Annotated in this window: 16 protein-coding genes; 4 read left to right on the forward strand and 12 right to left on the reverse strand. The window is 47.8% G+C overall.

Annotated features, from left to right (window positions below; genetic code table 11):
• Positions 1–150 precede the first annotated feature (150 nt).
• Both F3H20_RS16020 and F3H20_RS16025 read right to left on the reverse strand, forming a co-directional pair.
• The gene (locus F3H20_RS16020) at positions 151–1,281 is read right to left on the reverse strand and encodes a PIN/TRAM domain-containing protein (protein WP_394349576.1); all 1,131 of its coding nucleotides are present in this window, start codon (positions 1,279–1,281) and stop codon (positions 151–153) included.
• Between the two features lie 124 nt (positions 1,282–1,405).
• A complete protein-coding gene (locus F3H20_RS16025) occupies positions 1,406–1,900 on the reverse strand; it encodes a CarD family transcriptional regulator (RefSeq protein WP_149735892.1) in 495 nt (164 codons plus the stop codon).
• A 167-nt stretch (positions 1,901–2,067) separates the two neighbouring features.
• Between F3H20_RS16025 and F3H20_RS16030 the strand changes: the two genes are divergently transcribed.
• The 3 genes from F3H20_RS16030 (at position 2,068) to F3H20_RS16040 (ending at position 4,119) form a co-directional block, all read left to right on the forward strand.
• Positions 2,068–2,463 (forward strand): nucleoside triphosphate pyrophosphohydrolase family protein, encoded by a 396-nt coding sequence (locus F3H20_RS16030; protein WP_091751480.1) that lies wholly within the window; start codon positions 2,068–2,070, stop codon positions 2,461–2,463.
• Between the two features lie 142 nt (positions 2,464–2,605).
• Positions 2,606–3,781 carry a stage II sporulation protein P gene (gene spoIIP, locus F3H20_RS16035; protein WP_149735893.1) on the forward strand — a complete coding sequence of 392 codons (1,176 nt, stop codon included), beginning with the start codon at positions 2,606–2,608 and terminating at the stop codon, positions 3,779–3,781.
• An 11-nt stretch (positions 3,782–3,792) separates the two neighbouring features.
• The gene (locus tag F3H20_RS16040) at positions 3,793–4,119 is read left to right on the forward strand and encodes a stage II sporulation protein P (RefSeq protein ID WP_223191808.1); all 327 of its coding nucleotides are present in this window, start codon (positions 3,793–3,795) and stop codon (positions 4,117–4,119) included.
• 10 nt (positions 4,120–4,129) lie between these two features.
• Here F3H20_RS16040 and disA read toward each other — a convergent pair whose 3' ends face one another.
• The 9 genes from disA to F3H20_RS16085 form a co-directional block, all read right to left on the reverse strand.
• Entirely contained in the window at positions 4,130–5,212 is a 1,083-nt protein-coding gene (disA, locus tag F3H20_RS16045; protein WP_149735894.1) for a DNA integrity scanning diadenylate cyclase DisA, read from the reverse strand.
• A gap of 74 nt (positions 5,213–5,286) precedes the next feature.
• A complete protein-coding gene (radA, locus tag F3H20_RS16050) occupies positions 5,287–6,663 on the reverse strand; it encodes a DNA repair protein RadA (RefSeq protein WP_149735895.1) in 1,377 nt (458 codons plus the stop codon).
• Positions 6,664–6,788: 125 nt separating this feature from the next.
• Positions 6,789–9,236, reverse strand: a complete 2,448-nt coding sequence (locus F3H20_RS16055; RefSeq protein WP_149735896.1) for an ATP-dependent Clp protease ATP-binding subunit — start codon at positions 9,234–9,236, stop codon at positions 6,789–6,791.
• Positions 9,229–10,305: a protein arginine kinase gene (locus tag F3H20_RS16060; RefSeq protein ID WP_149735897.1), complete on the reverse strand. Its 1,077-nt coding sequence runs from the start codon at positions 10,303–10,305 to the stop codon at positions 9,229–9,231. The genes F3H20_RS16055 and F3H20_RS16060 overlap by 8 nt, the downstream gene beginning before the upstream one ends.
• Before the next feature lie 15 nt (positions 10,306–10,320).
• A complete protein-coding gene (locus F3H20_RS16065; protein WP_149735898.1) occupies positions 10,321–10,854 on the reverse strand; it encodes a UvrB/UvrC motif-containing protein in 534 nt (177 codons plus the stop codon).
• Between the two features lie 48 nt (positions 10,855–10,902).
• Positions 10,903–11,346 (reverse strand): CtsR family transcriptional regulator, encoded by a 444-nt coding sequence (locus F3H20_RS16070; RefSeq protein ID WP_149735899.1) that lies wholly within the window; start codon positions 11,344–11,346, stop codon positions 10,903–10,905.
• A gap of 287 nt (positions 11,347–11,633) precedes the next feature.
• On the reverse strand, positions 11,634–12,815 hold the full coding sequence (locus tag F3H20_RS16075) for a class I SAM-dependent rRNA methyltransferase (protein WP_149735900.1): 1,182 nt from the start codon (positions 12,813–12,815) through the stop codon (positions 11,634–11,636).
• A 14-nt stretch (positions 12,816–12,829) separates the two neighbouring features.
• The gene (locus F3H20_RS16080) at positions 12,830–13,351 is read right to left on the reverse strand and encodes a DUF4184 family protein (protein WP_188128371.1); all 522 of its coding nucleotides are present in this window, start codon (positions 13,349–13,351) and stop codon (positions 12,830–12,832) included.
• Between the two features lie 460 nt (positions 13,352–13,811).
• A complete protein-coding gene (locus F3H20_RS16085; RefSeq protein WP_149735902.1) occupies positions 13,812–14,756 on the reverse strand; it encodes a nitronate monooxygenase in 945 nt (314 codons plus the stop codon).
• A gap of 665 nt (positions 14,757–15,421) precedes the next feature.
• Between F3H20_RS16085 and speD the strand changes: the two genes are divergently transcribed.
• Entirely contained in the window at positions 15,422–15,874 is a 453-nt protein-coding gene (gene speD, locus F3H20_RS16090; RefSeq protein WP_223191809.1) for an adenosylmethionine decarboxylase, read from the forward strand.
• 228 nt (positions 15,875–16,102) lie between these two features.
• Here the strand turns inward: speD and F3H20_RS16095 are convergent, their stop codons facing one another.
• A complete protein-coding gene (locus F3H20_RS16095) occupies positions 16,103–17,038 on the reverse strand; it encodes a porin family protein (RefSeq protein ID WP_149735903.1) in 936 nt (311 codons plus the stop codon).
• Positions 17,039–18,022 lie beyond the last annotated feature (984 nt).

Consider the following 18,022-nt stretch of genomic DNA (forward strand, 5'->3'; position numbering starts at 1 on the left):
GTTTTGTTAAATCCTGCTGTTTTGGACCATCTTTAACATAATAGCACAGCAATCCCTTTAAAACAATAATATAGTAAAAATGCCTTTTAATTTGCTTAACACAACAAACTAAAAGGCATTCTATCGGATAATCTATCCAGTTATGCTGCTTTACGCACCACGCTCAATCAACTTAGGTTTGGCAAAAATCATTCTTCCCGCCGCCGTTTGCAGCACCGAAGTGACCATGACGCCAATGGTTTCTCCCATATGCTTCTTGCCGCCGTCGACAACAATCATCGTACCGTCATCCAGATAGGCAACGCCCTGGCCAAATTCCTTGCCGTCCTTGACAACATGGACCACCATTTCTTCCCCCGGCAATACGACCGGCTTGACCGCATTGGATAGTTCATTAATATTCAGTACGGAAACGCCCTGTATTTCGGCAACCTTATTCAAATTGTAATCATTCGTGACAATTTTGCCCTGCAGCACCTGAGCCAGCTTCACCAGTTTTGAATCCACCTCGGCGATGTCCTCAAAATCACGGTTGCTGATCTGCACATACATGCCCAGCTCTTTCTGGATACGATTTAAAATATCCAGGCCGCGTCGCCCCCGGTTGCGTTTCAGCAAGTCGGAGGAATCGGCAATGTGCTGCAGCTCCTCCAGCACAAAGCTGGGAATCAGCAAGGTTCCTTCGATAAAACCGCTTTGACAGATATCGGCAATACGGCCGTCAATGATGACGCTGGTATCCAATATTTTATACTGTGGCGGCGCCTTGTCCTTATCCTTGTCTTTTCCCTTATCCTTGTCCCTACCTATCCAAGGGATCGCTTCCAGCAGCGTAACAAACTCACTCCGCTTGCGAATGGCGATATTGATGCCGAGATACCCCAATATAATACTGAGTATTCCGGGAACATAACTTCCAACATATGGAATATGAAGAAAAGCAGACCCCAATAAATTAGATAGTATAAGTCCGATAGCCATACCTATGGAACCGGCCAGCACATCATATACCGGCATTTTATTGAGTCTGGCTTCCACCCAATCAATGATCCTCCATAGATACCTGATAAAATAAGGAGCCACCAGGTAGCCGAATATGCCAAAGATTACTCCGCCTACAAGCAGGGAAACAATAGAGGCCACGGCAATATCCGCCACCGTATTATGCAAAAGATCTTCTCCTAATACCTCCGATAACAGTGGAACCAAATGACTGCTTACTACAAAACCACCGATAACTGCCAACAAAGTAACAATGGAACGTAAAATCTTATTAATCAATGTTCCACCTCCTTCCTTTTGTTAATTATATAAGAGTTTTGGCTCTCCGGCAAGCCGCCGGCAAAAATAAACCAAAAAATGGAATCTTACTATTAGTATTACCCTATTTAAATAAAAAAATACGTCAGTTACCTGGCGTATTTTCTTGGCACAAATCATGAACCCATTCTTCCACGCTGTCCGAATCTCTCCGACAGACAAGCACTAACTCGCTGACCAGGATTTGTTTGGCCGTATCCAGTAATCTTCGTTCGCCCGTAGACAATTTTTTCACTTGATCACGGGACATCAGATTTTTGACGACCTCCGCCACTTCATAAATACTGCCTGTTTTTAATTTAAGCAGGCAAGCGTTAAACCTTCGGTTCCAACTGACATTGACCGGCACCGGAGCAGTTTGCAAAATGTCGATTACCCGCTGCACTTCCGGCTCCGCAATAATGTCCCGCAAGCCTATGTTGGCCACACTCTGCATAGGAATCATGACTTTCATTCCACCGAAGGGCATTGTCAAAATATAATAGAGCTGCCGTTCTCCCAACACTTCATGTTCCTCTATTGCTTGAATAACACCGGCGCCATGCATAGGATAAACTACTTTATCGCCTATTGCTAACATTGCAGTCCCTCCTATCTGATAGTATTTTAGCATAGAAATATCTTTTTGTCAAAATTTATTATTTTAGCATACTTTCCATGACATTGTCAATTAATCATTTCTCCCCCAAAAACATTGACAATCATATTTTGCATTTATATAATAAATTCAAAGTGAGGTGTATCCATGTGACAGATAAATGTTGCCGCGATTTCCAGCTAGTTGTCGATCAATACCTGATCCGTCACCGCAGCATTCTTGACGTATTGACCAAGTACCAGGAATCTTCCGCCAGAATCAGCCGGGCCTTTGCTAAGGCGGTCACCGAATGCGGCTGTATCGATATCCAGGCTACCCGTCAAAAAGTTCCCAGTGAAACAGAATACAGTGACCTACTGCAATTTATGTCCTCACATGTATCCGGCCGGCCTTGTCCACAATGTCAGGAAGTGCTTAGCAAGGAAATCGGCCACAGTCTTTTTTATTTGGCGGCTTTATGTAATCACTGCGGTGTTGATATGCAGAATATTTTTGAACAAGAATTAAAAACAGTGAAAACCCTGGGAGTTTTTCATCTGTCATAAGCAAGAAAATCCTGACGCGGCCTTACAAAGGCCGCGTTTTTATTTTACATATTCAGCTAAAATCAGGATATCCTAATAGATAATTACCGGTTAAATAAACAAGTTTTTCGCCGCAAGGCATTCGTTTACAGCGAGGTGTGTCATGGGCTATTATACGTTTTCCATCCTGTTCGTCCTATTGCTTTTTTCTTTTCAGCCTGCCGCTGTTTTCGCCGGAGAAACGGAACTGATCGACGGCTATATCACCGTCAGCGATGAAACGGGCCGCCTGCTGTTTCAGACTGGGCTGCCCCTGACTGCCGGTGATCTTTTTATTGATGAACAGGATATCTGCTACGAAATTATCGGTCTAGACGGTTATAACGCCCAAGCCCGGCGCAGCCCGCTGGCCAGGGCCCCGGCAGTTCAAGAGCCGGCGCTTCCCGCCCAGGGAACGGTCCGCACGGCAGCTCCCCTGATTGCCGTGTACCACACCCACACCGATGAATGTTACCTCCCTAGCGATGGCACAACTACCCGTAAAGGCCAGGGTTCTATCATGCAGGTAGGCGAAAGTCTGGTCAGCCGCCTCAATGAACTAGGCTATCAAACGGTGCACGATACCACCCTTCACGATCCTCATGATGCCAACGCCTATCACCGTTCCCGCCGTACCTTTATGAAGCTGCTCCGCAACCGGCCAACCGCTCTATTTGACATTCATCGCGACAGCGCTCCGGCCAGCGCCTACCAGTTGACCATTGACGGGAAGGATGCCACCAAACTGCTGCTGGTGGTGGGCAGGCAAAATCAAAACCGGAGTACTACCGAACAATTTGCCCGGCAGCTCAAGGCGGCAGCCGACCGGAAGTATCGGGGACTAGTTCGCGGCATCTTTATTGCTCACGGCAATTATAATCAGGATCTTGATCCACAGGCCATGCTGGTGGAAATAGGCTCGCAGTATAATACCCTCCAGGCGGCCGAGCATAGCGCAGCACTTTTTGCCGATATTCTGCCGGCCCTGTTTACTCCGGCAGCCGCCGAGGAAGCGCCCGAATCCCCCGCGCCATCCTCCGATCCTGAAGTTCCCGCCCCGGCAGAACCTTCGCCGCCTGCTCCTGCGTCCCCACCGGAAGCCGGCACCCCGGTCAATCGGCAAGCCCCCCTTTACGATGTGGCAAAACTGCTGCTTCTACTGCTCATTGGGCTGCTTGGCTACGCCTATATCAGCACAGGCAGCTGGCAGGAAGTCAGGCGAAAACTGTACCGGTTCCGCACCAGAGAATTTGCCGACTTATTCCGCCGTCGATCCCGGCGGAATAAGCGCGACGACTAAAGGAGGCTGGTATGATGAGGTGGAAACGGGCCCTCTTGCTGTTAGCCGGCATTTGTATCCTTAGCGCAGCGGTGCTGTCAGGCTATGTCTATTATGCCCCGTTCAGTGTAATGCCGCCCCAGAACAAACCGGATCAGGCGCCACAGAAGGTTTACGACTACTACATGATCATTGACGAAGCCAACGAAACAACCCTAATGTATATCCCATTGGTCGCTCATGTCGGCGATGAGGTCCTCTCTGAGGACAATAAACTCTACGAAATTGTCCGAATTGAAGAAAACCGGGCCTATGCCCGGTTTGTCAGAGATATAAATATTGAAAAATACAAAGAATAATGTCCGGCTATCATAGATAGCGTTCCAATACTACCTGATCCCGTACCCGCTTCAGGCCATCCTTAATGTTTTTAGCCCGGACCTCGCCGATCCCCTCTACACTATCCAGTTCACCGACACCGGCATTATAGATACGGTGCAAGGTTTTAAAATGGAGAACCAGATTTTCGATAACATTAACCGGTAAACGGGGAAGCTTCCTCAGAATGCGATACCCCCGAGGCAACACTGGCATATCTACCGCCGCCGCCGTCACATGAAAACCCAATAACCGGCAAACAACTGTTGGCTCCAGGTCTTCCTCCGGCAAGGCCGCCAATTGTTCCCGGACTTCCCGATGGGCCGGCACATCACCATTGGCGGCATAGTCATGAATAAGCAGCAGTACCTCATCCTCTTCCGGACTTTTTTCCTCCAGCTGCATGGTGAGCAGCCGCCCGTCTTCACCTAATTCGATAATATCCCGCCTGATCCCACGGGCGATGCGTGCCACCTGTTCGCCTTTAATGATCAGACCGGCCACATCAGCCAGCGTAGTCATATCCTCAAATTCCAGGGCACTGAGCATGGTCAAACCCTTTTGAAAAACGGCCCGGTATTTTTCCAGTGTCTGCAGCGCCTGATTGGCCCGGTTCAAAATACTCGGACTATCCTTTAAAGTATAGCGCAAATTCCCCATGTATACGGTAATGATATTACGCCGCTGGGAAATGGCAATGACTAAGGCACCTGTCTGTTTGGCCACCCGTTCAGCCGTACGGTGGCGGGTCCCGGTCTCCGCGGTTGGGATGGAAGGATCAGGTATGAGCTGGGCATTGGCACACACAATTTTTTTTGCATCTGCCGATAACTGCAACGCACCGTCCATCTTGGCCAGTTCATAAAAACCGGCCGGCGTAAAATCGCAGTGCAGGTTAAACCCGCCGTCCACCAACTTCATGACAGGCGGACTGTCACCAATCAGCACCAAGGCCCCCATTTTAGCCCGCAACACATTCTCCAGGCCATCCCGCAATAATGTTCCTGGCGCCAGAGATTTCAACGCTTTAATAAACCGGTCATTCCAGAGATCTTCCTCCCGGACCTTTGTCATACCTGCACACGCCCCTCTGTTTTAACCCAAATAAGGATTGTTGCTTACCTTAGCTTACCTAGTTGCCTTCCGTTTTAGCGAAGCGCAGCGGCTAAGCCTTCCGCCACCGTTTCCACGCCGATAATATCAATATCGACTGCCGGCAGCCCCTTTAGATTATTCTTCGGCACAATAATATGCTTAAATCCCATTCGTTCCGACTCACGAATCCGGGCTTCAATCTGTGTAATCGCCCGTACTTCACCGGCCAGCCCCACTTCCCCTAACACAACCGTACTGTCCAGCGTCTTGCGATTGTGAAAGCTGGAGGCCAACGCCACAATAATTCCCAGATCGGCCGCCGGTTCGTCAATCTTGATACTTCCAGCCACCTTTACATACACATCGGAAGTGCCCAAAAGCATGCCGATGCGTTTTTCCAATACCGCTAACAAAAGCTGAATCCGTTTGATATCAATACAGTCGGAGGTACGGCGCGGCGGCATAAAGGGCGAGGCACTGACCAGCGCCTGTACTTCCACCAGCAGCGGTCGTGTTCCCTCCACCGTGGGTACGACAATGCTACCCGGCACATCCATCGGCCGCTCGGATAAAAAGATTTTAGAGGCATCGGGCACATCAATCAGGCCTTCGTTTCTCATCTCAAACAAACCGATTTCATTGGTGCTGCCAAAACGGTTTTTCACCGCCCGCAGCACCCGGTACTGAGCGTTGCGGTCTCCTTCAAAATACAGTACGGTGTCCACAATATGCTCCAGTGTCCGCGGTCCGGCCATGGTCCCGTCTTTCAAGACATGACCCACCAAAAAAACAGCCACTGAATGCAGTTTGGCCAGCCTTAGCAATTGGGCGGCACATTCCCGCACCTGGCTGATGCTGCCTGGCGCACTTTGGATATCCGGCCGGCATACCGTTTGGATCGAATCAATAACCAATAAGCTGGGTTTGAGCTTCAGCACCTGCTGCTCAATCAATTCCAGATTGGTTTCACTTAACACATATAATGTATTCTCGATAGCGCTCAGCCGGTTGGCCCTAAGCCGCACCTGGCGGGTACTTTCCTCACCGGTTACATATAAAACAGGACTACCATGCTCGGCTACCCTGGCACACACCTTTATGGTCAGGCTGGATTTACCGATGCCAGGGTCCCCGACAATCAAGCTGAGTGAGCCTGGCAGCACACCACCGCCCAAAACCCGGTCCAATTCCAGTGAGCCGGTTTTAAACCGCGGCGCCTCGTCAATATCCACTTCGGCAATCGGAATAGCCGCCTGCCCGCTGGACAATCCCATAACCAAGCCGCCCTGATCGGTCGTATGGGCGGCCACCGGTTCCTCCACCATGGTATTCCAGGCGCCGCAGCCCGGACAGCGTCCCAGCCATTTGGAAGCTTCCGTACCGCACTCCTGACAGAAAAAAGCGGTTTTTCGTTTATTTATTTTAGACATATGCTACGCTCCCTGCGCGGATTATTAAAAAAGCACTTTGAAAAACTTACGTTCTCCAAAGTGCTTTTCGTGATATTTTCTGGTTATTCCTGCCGAAATCACAATTTGTCGAAAAAATCTCTTACTTACCTTTTGCTGAAAGCAAGCCGATGATTATCGTCAACATCTACCAGAATTGTATCCCCGGCTTTCACTTCCTGCCGGAGCATCCGTTCGGCAATTTCATCTTCCACCATTTTCTGAATGGCCCGGCGCAAAGGACGGGCACCATAATCATGATCACTGCCCGCCTTGAGCAGCTCCTTTTTAGCCCGTTCGGTCACGTCCAGCTTAAGCTCGTTATCTTTCAGACGCTTTGCCATATCGTGCAGCATAATATCAACAATCCGGATTAATTCCTGATCTGTTAAGCTGCTGAACACCAGAATTTCATCAATCCGGTTGATAAACTCCGGACGGAACACCCGTTTAGCTTCTTCCAGAACTCTGGCCTTGGCCTTTTCCTCGGCATCGTCGTCCCTGCCAGTGGTGACAAAGCCCAGCGGGGCAGATTCCTTTTTCAAATGCTTCGCTCCCAGGTTGGAGGTCATGATAATCACGGTGTTTTTAAAATCCACCTTCCGTCCCTGGCTGTCGGTCAGATGCCCATCCTCCAGCACCTGCAGCAGCATATTGAACACATCATAATGGGCCTTTTCAATTTCATCCAGCAGCACCACGCTATAGGGTTTGCGGCGGACGGCATCGGTCAGTTGGCCGCCTTCTTCATAGCCGACATAGCCGGGCGGTGCGCCTACCAGGCGGGACACGGTGTGCTTTTCCATATATTCCGACATATCCAGACGGATCATGGCATTTTCATCGCCGAAAATCGCTTCCGCTAAAGCCCGGGCCAGTTCGGTTTTACCAACGCCGGTGGGCCCCAGGAAGATAAAAGAACCGATCGGGCGTTTAGGATCCTTTAATCCGGCACGAGCCCGGCGGATAGCCCGGGCCACTGCCTGAACAGCCGTCTGCTGACCAATTACCCGGCCGTGCAGCACCGACTCCAACTGCAGAAGCCGCTCCGATTCTTCTTGAGCCAGTTTTTTGACAGGCACACCTGTCCAGGTGGCCACCACATGGGCAATATCATCGGCCGTCACAACAATCCGTTCACTGCCCCGCTGCTTCCAGGCCTTTTGCTTTTCCTCCAGTGATGCCCGCAGACGCTGCTCCTCATCGCGCAATTTAGCAGCCTGTTCAAATTCCTGGGCCGCAATGGCCGCCTCTTTTTCCGCCTGCAGCTTTTCCAGGGCCTTTTCAATTCCTTTTACGTCAGGTGGCATTGAGGCCGCTTGCAGTCGCACTCTTGACGCAGCCTCATCCATCAAATCAATGGCCTTGTCCGGCAGGAAGCGGTCGGCAATATAGCGATGAGACAGATTGACCGCCGCCGCAATGGCTTCATCGGTAATCTGGGCCCGGTGAAAGGCCTCATACTTATCCCTGATGCCTGAGAGGATTCTAATAGCATCCTCCACGTTAGGTTCTCCTACCATGATGGGCTGGAAGCGGCGTTCCAAGGCTGCATCCTTTTCAATATGCTTCTTATATTCATCCAGCGTAGTGGCGCCAATAGCTTGCAATTCCCCTCTGGCCAGGGCCGGCTTTAAAATATTGGCGGCATCAATAGCTCCCTCGGCCGCTCCGGCACCAATCAGGGTATGCAGCTCATCAATAAACAGGATGATGTCGCCGTGGGCACGAATTTCTTCCATGACCTTTTTCAGCCGCTCTTCAAACTCACCCCGGTATTTCGAACCGGCTACCATGGAAGCGATACTAAGGGATACGACCCGTTTATCCCTTAGTATTTCCGGTACCCGCCCTTCGACAATACGTTGGGCCAGCCCTTCGGCAATGGCTGTCTTGCCAACGCCGGGTTCACCGATGAGCACAGGATTATTTTTGGTACGCCGGCTTAAAATCTGGATAACCCGTTCGATTTCCTGCTCCCGTCCGATGACCGGATCAATTTTCCCTTCCTGAGCCAGTTTATTTAAATCACGGCCAAATTCATTCAACGAAGGAGTAGGTGTTTGATTAGCGGCCGGACCGGCCGTATAGCCCTGTCCCGGTTGCGCCGCCTGACCGGTAGCGGCATTGCCGCCTAATAACTCCATGGTACGCTGCCTTACCAGATTGAGATTGACATGCAGGCTGGCCAACACCTGTGCGGCCACGCCTTCCCCTTCCCGAATCAGGCCCAGCAAAATGTGTTCGGTCCCGACATAGCTATGTCCTAACTGAACGGCTTCATCCACCGCCAGTTCCAGCGCCTTTTTTATCCGCGGTGTATAGGCAATCTCCGTAGCCCCTTCGCCGCGGCCAATAATTGCCTCTACCTGTTTTCTCACCGTATCCAGGTTTATGTTGAGCGAGGACAGTGCTTTTGCCGCCACGCCTTCTCCTTCATGAATGAGCCCCAGCAGCAAGTGCTCGGTGCCAATATAGTTATGCCCCAGCCGAATAGCTTCCTGCTGCGCCAAATTCAATACCCGCTGGGCCCGTTCCGTAAATCTATCAAACATATTTATCCACCTCTCTCAAACGTTTTCTTATAATTTTGGCCCGTAGTTGATCGCGATGCTCACTGTGAAGGCCTCTATTCATGGCCAACTTCTGCAAAAAGTTAGGCCGCGTAGTTACCAGTAGCTCATTAAAGATATTATCCGGAACATCGGTTACAATACCCATATCAATTCCCAGCCGCACCTCGCTCAACATAGTCAGCGCCTCCTGTCCGGTTATGCTGCGGGCATAACGCAAAATACCAAAGGACCGCCAGATCCGGTCGGACAAAGTATCCTTGGATTCCGCTAACAGGAGCTGCCGGGCTTTTCGCTCCTGCTCAACAATTTGGCGTACCACGCTATTTAGATTGTCAATAATTTCATTCTCCGTATACCCTAAAGTCAATTGATTGGAAATCTGAAACACATTGCCAACGGCCTCTGTTCCTTCGCCGTAAAAGCCGCGTACCGCCAGTCCAATCTGCGTGGCGGCTCCAATAACCCGGTTGATTTGCCGCGTAATTACCAGGACCGGAAGATGAAGCATTACCGAAGCTCTGAGGCCTGTTCCCAGATTAGTCGGACAGGCCGTCAGATAGCCCATTTGCTCATTAAACCCGAAGCTGTGCTTTGCCTCCAGACTGTCATCCACCCGGTTTGCCAGTTCCAAGGCTTCCCTTAGTTCCAGGCCTGCCGTCATACACTGAATACGTAAGTGATCTTCCTCGTTAATCATAATACTTACGGAAGCGTCTTCCGCTGCCAAGAGTGCTCTGTGCTGTACCTCCTGCACATGCTGGGGACTGATAATATGTTTCTCCACCAAAACATACCGATCGAGCGGCGAAAGTTCCTCCATATCGGCATAAATATACTCGTGTTGGGTTGCTTTCTTTAAATCCTCCATCGACCCGGCAATTTCCTTGGCCACGACAGCCAAATCCTCATCACTGGCCCGGTTCGGAAAGGGGATGCCCTCCAGATTACGGGCCAGGCGTACCCGGCTGGAAAGAACAATATCCGCTTCCTTGCCGCCCCCCAACATCCAGGGATTCATTGATTCGTTCAGCAAGCTTTCTATTGACATATTTCTTTCCCTCCCCTATTCCTGCTCTTTGCTATGTTCACTAATCATCTTTTCAATACTTCTCACTTCATCGCGCACCTTGGCCGCCAGTTCATATTCCTCCCGGCTGATATGCCGCTCCAATTCTTGCTTCAGGCGTTTTAGCCGCTGCTTGGTTTCCAAAAGGCCACCCGTCCGTCGCGGCACCTTTCCAGTATGAGCACTGGACCCATGAATGCGCCTGAGTAGCGGTTCCAGTCTTTCGCCAAAGATCGAATAACAAACACTGCAGCCGATTTTTCCGCTGCGGCTGAATTCACTGTAGGTCATGCCGCAATTGCTGCAGGCTATCTCGGTCTTAGCCTGTGGTGCCTCAACAAAGCCGTAATTAAACATTCCTTTCAGAAAATCCTGAACCGAAAACTTATTATCCACCGAAAAGCCAGCCAAGCTCATTTCGCCCGATTCCTGGGCACATTCATTGCATAAATGGCTTTCTACCTTGCTGTTATTAATGATTTTAGTAATGTGTACCGTTGCCGAGCGCTTTTTGCAGTTATCACATAACATGAACCGTTCCCCCCTATGAATACTCCCTAGAAAACCGCTGATTTAATATCAGTGATTTCCCAGTGTTATAAAAATCATCCGTAATAACGGAACCCGCCGATCCGGCACAACAAAATCGTACAGCATAGCACAGTACTGCGTAATCAGGGCCGCCTCCCTGGCGCTTATCAGATTGTGGGACTGCCAATATTCCACAATCGCTAAAATATCGTCCAGCGGCGTATCCTCATCAATTTCAGCAGCTACCTTTTCATAAAGAGTGGTCGGGGCAACAAGCCGGGCAATACGGATAAAGCCGCCCAGACCACGCCGTGATTCGACGATAAACCCCTTTTCCGTGGTGAAACGCGTACTCAGTACATAACTGATCTGCGAGGGGGCACATTCTATTTCATCAGCAAGTTCGTTACGTTTCAAAATCACAATATCACTGTTTTCTGCCGATAAGCGGCGCAAAATAAATTGCTCAATGATATCAGCCAGATTGCTCAAAAGCTTCCCCTCCTTACTTCAGCTTTTTTGACTATTTGACTTTATTATATTTGACTATTTGACTTTTTGCAATAGCCCTTACTACTTTATATATCCATTTTATAGTAAAATTACAACCACTACGCCCCGCTTTCCTGCTTTTGCTATTATTTTCATCCCGCTGTAATGCCCGGCTGGTTTGCAGAAGCATCTAACGGCATACACCTGCTGCTATGCTAAGGTTCAGACATAACAAAAGGATGGTGCCCATAACACCATCCTTTTGTTCCATATGCTACTCCTAAGTCTTAGAAAACCTGAACGACTAAGAATTTCAGATATTCCGTTTCCGCCGCCGACGGTAATATCGGATGATCTTTCGCCTGCGTCCGGTATTCGACCTGGCGGATGACACGTCTGGCATCCCTGGCCGCATCGGCCACAATCGCCTGGAAAAGGTCGCGGCCCATATGGAAGGAGCAGGAACAGGTAACCAGGAAGCCACCGGGGCGTACCATCTTTAACCCCCGCAAATTAATTTCCTTATAGCCCCGTGCCGCGCCTTCCAGCGCATGGCGGCTTTTGGTAAAGGCCGGCGGGTCCAGAATAACCACATCAAATTGCCGCTGTTCCTCCGCCATAGACCGCAGCGCGTCAAAAGCATTAGCCACTTGAAAATCGCAAACCGCTGCTACTCCGTTTAGTTCGGCATTTTTCCTGGCCAATTCAATGGCCTCGGCCGATATGTCAATCGAGGTAATTTTCTTCGCCCCATACAACGCGGCATGAACAGCAAATGAACCGGTATGACAGAAGCAGTCGAGAACCTCCGCACCGCGGATAAAAGGCTTTAAAAACATCCGGTTTTCTCGCTGATCGTAGAAAAATCCTGTTTTCTGCCCTTCTTTAATATCGGCATAAAAGGGTATGCCATTTTCCAGTACTTTAATCTCTGTCGGAAAGTCGCCTTTTAAATAGCCCTTTACCTCCGGCAGCCCTTCCAACCGGCGAACCGGCACATCATTGCGTTCGTAAATCCCCTCCGGCTGAAACAGCTCCTCCAGCACCGAGACAATCGTAGCTTTATGTACATCAATGCCTAAGGCCAGCGTCTGAATGACCATATAGGGACCGAATTTATCGACAATAAGCGCCGGCAGAAAATCGGCCTCGCCATACACCAGGCGGCAATATTCCGGCTCGCTGATAAAAGTCTGACGGTATTTCCATGCCGTCTGAATACGTTTTTTGAAAAACTCCCGGTCAATCGGTTCCTGTTCCCGGCTGAGAAGCCGGACAATAATCTGGGACCGGGGATTGATATAGCCGCGGCCAATAAATTTTTGTCGGAAATTATAGACATCAACAATATCGCCCGGCTCAAATTCACCGTCAATATAGTCAAGTTCACTTTGGTACACCCACGGATGACCACTTTCCACCCTGTGTTGCGCGCCCTTTCGCAAAAATACGCTCGTAGTAACCTGCATTGCTTCTATTTTCCTCATTTCCTTTTTGTTTTCCACCATTGATAAATCAGATATAATGCCGCCAGACTCATAAGTCCATAATTAACCCATTTAAATTCTCTAGCAAAATATTGCATTTCCCAGTACGATACCGGACTGTGTACTGCTGCCATAGATAAAGGATACAAATAAAAATTAGCATGGGCGGCATGGGTAAGGGAATCGATTAATACATGAGTCCCCCAGCCAATTACAAAAGCCTGAGCGTGACGAAGCACGGGCAAAAAGGTTAACGCCAGGCCGATCCCCCAAATAACCACTGAGTGAAAAAAAAGATCAATTTTAACTACCCATGGATATAAAGGAAGCAGCGACATCATCATTGTCGGGTCCATATTAGTCAGCTCATTCCACTGTATCTGCCGGTTATACAGCAGAGCCACGATCAACCCCACATACACATAATCAGGCAGCATAGACCCCAGAACATATTGCCACACTTTGGCCTGCTTCCGGGTAAAAAAATATATCCAAAAACCATGATGTAATGTAAACATAGTACCTTCTTTTTTCTGCACTGTTTGCTTAGTGCTAGTGTAGTAACAAGTTCCCTTTTCAGCCAAATGACCTGCCTGAATTTCCATTTGCTATGTTAGCCTCAATTGACGTAGGAACTATACGCCTCATTGCTTCGCCCAGCTAGATGAGAATTCTTTCTGCGTCCTTTGATAATATAGGAACCTGTCGCTACATTAGTTTGGCACATATGTCCTGTGGCTATGTATCTGCCTTGCCGTAACGGATAAAATGGGCGTGCTAATCAAGCCCATCATCAGGCTTAGGAAATCGCTGATGTAATTGAGCCCTTCAGCATGTCGAGAGACCCTTTCATTGGGCAAGCAGTAAAACCGAAAGAATAGTCTCGCTATTTCAAGGTCTTACTGCACAGCCAGGCGGAAAAAGCTCTGTTAAGACGCGCAGTACCAATTAATCAGTAGTTCCTTGCTCTTCCTTTATTTATAGTTTAATTTTGGCAGCATCGGTCAGTACCTGGCGGGCCTGTGTAATAATATCTTCTATAATCGCTTTCACAGGGTCAATCTTTTTTAACGGCAGCAGACTTTGGCCGGCCTGTACCATGCCATTTACCACATCGCCGTCGATAGCAGCTTTCCGGTTAGTTCCGGCCGCCAGCTTTTCCAGCTCTTCCTTGGAGGCACCGCCGCCATATTCCAGAGCCAGGAACTTATCGGTAAACGGATTCTTAACGCCCCGGACAGCATGGCCCATAGTCAGCCCGGTTACAACTGTATCGGTATCAATTGCTTCAATTAACTTTTGCTTTACGTTGCCATGGACGGCACACTCTTCCGAAACCAAAAACCGGGTTCCCATCTGCACACCGGCAGCCCCCATCAGCAAAGCCGCTGCCAAACCACGTCCATCAGCAAAACCGCCAGCTACAATGACAGGAAGCTTAACTAAGGGCAGAACCTGCGTCATCAGTGCCATCGTAGTCAGCACACCAATATGGCCGCCAGCCTCCATGCCTTCGATAACAATCGCATCGGCACCTTTCTCCTGGACCCGTAAAGCAAGCTTAACATTAGGCACGACCGGAATGATTTTAACTCCTGCCTGCTTTAACTTTTCAAAAAAAGGAACCGGATTGCCTGCCCCTAAAGTAACAAACGCTACTTTTTCCTCGCAAATGATATCAATGATTTCTTCCTTATTAGGAGCCATAAGTTGCACATTGACCCCAAAGGCCTTGTCCGTTAAGGTCTTGGCTAGACGAATCTGCTCCCGGACCCAGGACGCATCCCGGCCACCGGTAGCAATGATACCGGCACCACCGGCATTAGAAACGGCCGCTGCCAAACGGTGCTCCGAGACCCAGGCCATTCCGCCCTGAATAATGGGATATTTAATACCTAACAACGCTGTTATTGTATTGGTCATTATAATTCTCCTTATTATAAAGTTTACTATGTTATGAAGAAAATTTTACTATATATAGCAATATTCTTGCAAGAAATTTTAAAACCATCGCGAATAAGAATAACTATAGGCGGTATGTTTATACTTTGGATATAGCGGCAGCTTTGACCGGATCCAAACTTTGGCTATCTTGCAAATCCCCATCACCTTGCCTACGCTGATATACGAGGCTTTTCCGGTTTTCAATCCCCAAAGCCCCGCAATTTAACTTCAAATCTCACTTCGCTTATGCTCTAAAGTGTGTCTTTAATCTATATGTGTCGTACCTCATTAAATTTTGTTGAAATAATTCGCTATTACAGCAAAATTCGCGTGCCTTTTAGGGTATAATTCGCCTGGCGCAACCCGCCATGGATCATCCTGTTGATTACAAGGCACGTTCTAACTCCGTTTACTCTGTAAGTGAAAAAATAGGCACAATCGTACACCGCCTCTCCTTTCTAAAATACCCCCTTTACAATCCCAGGCAGGACACTTATAATCAAAAGTTGTAGAATAAAGATATAAAACAGCGCAATCGTAATTATATCGCGAAAAATCCCGCTTTTCGCCAAATACTTCCTATATTTTACCCATTTTGAGTTTCTATAGTCATATCTAATACATCCAAAGGAGCGATATTCATCGTGAAATTAATTGGCAAGCACGTAACCATTGATATGTATGGTTGCAACTTTGATAAGCTAAACAACATGGATTTCATTAGAGACACCATATATAGTGCCGTTACCGAGGCTAATATGACCGTAATCAATTTTACTTCTCATAGGTTCGAGCCGCAGGGTCTGTCAATGATGGTCCTGCTCGCCAGAGGCCACATGAGTGTTCATAGCTATCCTGAGCTAGGCTATGCCGCGATTGATATTATGACCTGCGAAGAACAAAGTAGCCCCAACAACGCAATTGCCGTATTAAGAGAACGGCTTAAGCCGGAAAAAACCAGAACTACCCATATAAAGCGGGGCGATTTTGGTTCAGAACGCGACATGAAACCCAAAGTAAAAGTTAGCATCACCCCGTTGCGCCGCGTACGTGACACAGGTGCTAAAGTATTACGTTTATTGTCGCGGCCTAAATAATTATTACGTTGCTCAAGGCACTCCTTGCGAGTGCCTTTTTATTTTTCTTGCTGCTTTAGCCTAAATGTAAGTCAGCGATAGCGTGAGCATTATTATAAAAGCCACTGCTTTGTCCTTGTGAAAACTATTTCAGATATTAAAATTCCTATAATAATGTAAAAAATGCAAAGCATGACTCCCACTAAAGGAGTTCACGCTTTGCATTATAAATGTATATAAAGTGGCGAGTTAAAACTTATAAGTCACTGTGGTACGGAAGGATTTTTTGCCGTTACCGTTATCAATTTGCTTACCATCACGCATAGCCAAACCTACGGTAGTATTGGGGTCAATCTTATGGTTAAAGGTATACCAATATCCCTTTTCATTGCCCCACCAAGTTGTCCATCCATTGATCGAAGCATTGGCTTCTATTTTATAGTTATAAAGGGATACCGAATTCACCCCATCAAAATTGTAAGCTACTCCCACTGAATAGGCGGTATTCTTCACTGCCGCATCGGACTTAGCGTAATCGGCATAGTATGAAGCCTTACCTTTGGTATAAGAACCGTCAATAGCCCCAAAATTAACGTCGCCAGTACTATCCGAATAGTCATACTTTGCAAAAGTAGCCCCTAAGGTTACATTTTTTGCCGGACTAAAACCGGCACGCAAAGCATAAATTTTGTTGTCATTACTGCCGGTGTTATCTTCTTGCAGGACAGCGGCAAACAAAGAAGTTTCCCCGGATTTGCCGGAAACCGTCAAACCATCTAAGAAATAGTTCTTCCCGATGTTGGCAGTGTTGTCGAATAAGATACCGGACCCAAGGAATAAATCCTGACGGCCAAGTTTATAGGAAAAGCCTCCATTTTTATAAATTAATCCAAACTGATCAATAGCCCCGGCAGATTTGCCTGCCCGGACAAAGTCCTTACCCACACTCTCATTAGTCAGACTTTCTGCACCAAAGCGGGCAAATACAGTAACGTTATTATTAACCATGGTTTTAGCATTTAACCGGAATACATACTTTGTGCCATCTCGGTCTACATTACTCATTTTTTCCTGACGATTTTCAATAACAACATTTCCGGAAAGCTCCACCGGGTTAGCAAAAACAGTACCACCAGATAGTGTAACCATCGTTAAGACCGCCGCCGCAAGTAACCTTTTTCTCATACTTTTGTCCCCTTTTCATCGATATTATTATGATAGCATTAGAGATATGTTAAATTATCGCATTATATAGAATATTTAGATATCAGTGATTATCTGATTTTCTTGTCGGAAAATCGAGTATGTTTATTGTAGGAGTAATTGGAAATATGGGCACCAATTATACATAAGTAATATCAAGGCTTAATGAGCGGTAACTGCACTCATTTTCTTGAACACTAAACCGCTATCAGTTAGGCCCTTCCACTACCTCGTTACCCATATATTTAGAAGTATAAGGAGGATACTCTCGGAACTGAGGCATCTAGTTCTAATAAGCCAAGCCCTCTCAAATCATCCGCTTCCTCCTTTTTATGAAAGAGGTTAACTCATATCGTCCTATTTTCTTTTGCCATTACTGCAAAAGAAACAAAAAATCTAGGCCTACACTCCAAAAGACTTGAAAAAAAGGAGCACCTTCCTAAAAATCCGAAACTCGCTTCGCTCAAACACACGGATTTTCTTAACGGAAGATGCTCCTTTTTCATCCTACGGACCGTCTTTTTCCGTAAAGGCCGCCGGGAACGGCTCAAGAGGATAGGTTTTCAGCTAAATAAATAAAACCATTCTACAAAGCGCTAAAAAATTCTGATCAACTACTGCCACCCGGCGGGGGTTGTATTTTAACATAAGCGTAAGTCAGCGACAGCGCTCCCGCATTGTTATGATACAATCCTCACTGCCATCTTAATGTGTTACCCCTTTCAGGGCATAACAAAAAACACCCACAAATGTGAGTGTCTTTCTCTTAACCAGCAACTATCTATCCTCCCGGGCCGTTTCCAGCCAAGTCTTCCGTTTAAACCGGCAGCCACTGGCTTATTTCACTTTCCTTACTAAAGAAGATAACTTTTCTACCAGCCATACACAGGAATGAATCAAAGGTACGTCAGTACCTTCCTTGACGTATGTGAGCTTCTTCAGCTTATCGGCATAACAAAAAACACC

It is taken from the genome of Propionispora hippei DSM 15287 (genome assembly GCF_900141835.1).
GTDB classification, from domain to species: domain Bacteria; phylum Bacillota; class Negativicutes; order Propionisporales; family Propionisporaceae; genus Propionispora; species Propionispora hippei.

Bases quoted from the DNA above. Each gene is read 5' to 3' on its own strand.
- F3H20_RS16025 (WP_149735892.1), bottom strand. From the start codon at position 1,900: ATGTTAGCAATAGGCGATAAAGTAGTTTATCCTATGCATGGCGCCGGT.
- spoIIP (WP_149735893.1), top strand. From the start codon at position 2,606: ATGGGCTATTATACGTTTTCCATCCTGTTCGTCCTATTGCTTTTTTCT.
- F3H20_RS16040 (WP_223191808.1), top strand. From the start codon at position 3,793: ATGATGAGGTGGAAACGGGCCCTCTTGCTGTTAGCCGGCATTTGTATC.
- disA (WP_149735894.1), bottom strand. From the start codon at position 5,212: ATGACAAAGGTCCGGGAGGAAGATCTCTGGAATGACCGGTTTATTAAA.
- radA (WP_149735895.1), bottom strand. From the start codon at position 6,663: ATGTCTAAAATAAATAAACGAAAAACCGCTTTTTTCTGTCAGGAGTGC.
- F3H20_RS16055 (WP_149735896.1), bottom strand. From the start codon at position 9,236: ATGTTTGATAGATTTACGGAACGGGCCCAGCGGGTATTGAATTTGGCG.
- F3H20_RS16060 (WP_149735897.1), bottom strand. From the start codon at position 10,305: ATGTCAATAGAAAGCTTGCTGAACGAATCAATGAATCCCTGGATGTTG.
- F3H20_RS16065 (WP_149735898.1), bottom strand. From the start codon at position 10,854: ATGTTATGTGATAACTGCAAAAAGCGCTCGGCAACGGTACACATTACT.
- F3H20_RS16075 (WP_149735900.1), bottom strand. From the start codon at position 12,815: ATGCAGGTTACTACGAGCGTATTTTTGCGAAAGGGCGCGCAACACAGG.
- F3H20_RS16080 (WP_188128371.1), bottom strand. From the start codon at position 13,351: ATGTTTACATTACATCATGGTTTTTGGATATATTTTTTTACCCGGAAG.
- F3H20_RS16085 (WP_149735902.1), bottom strand. From the start codon at position 14,756: ATGACCAATACAATAACAGCGTTGTTAGGTATTAAATATCCCATTATT.
- F3H20_RS16095 (WP_149735903.1), bottom strand. From the start codon at position 17,038: ATGAGAAAAAGGTTACTTGCGGCGGCGGTCTTAACGATGGTTACACTA.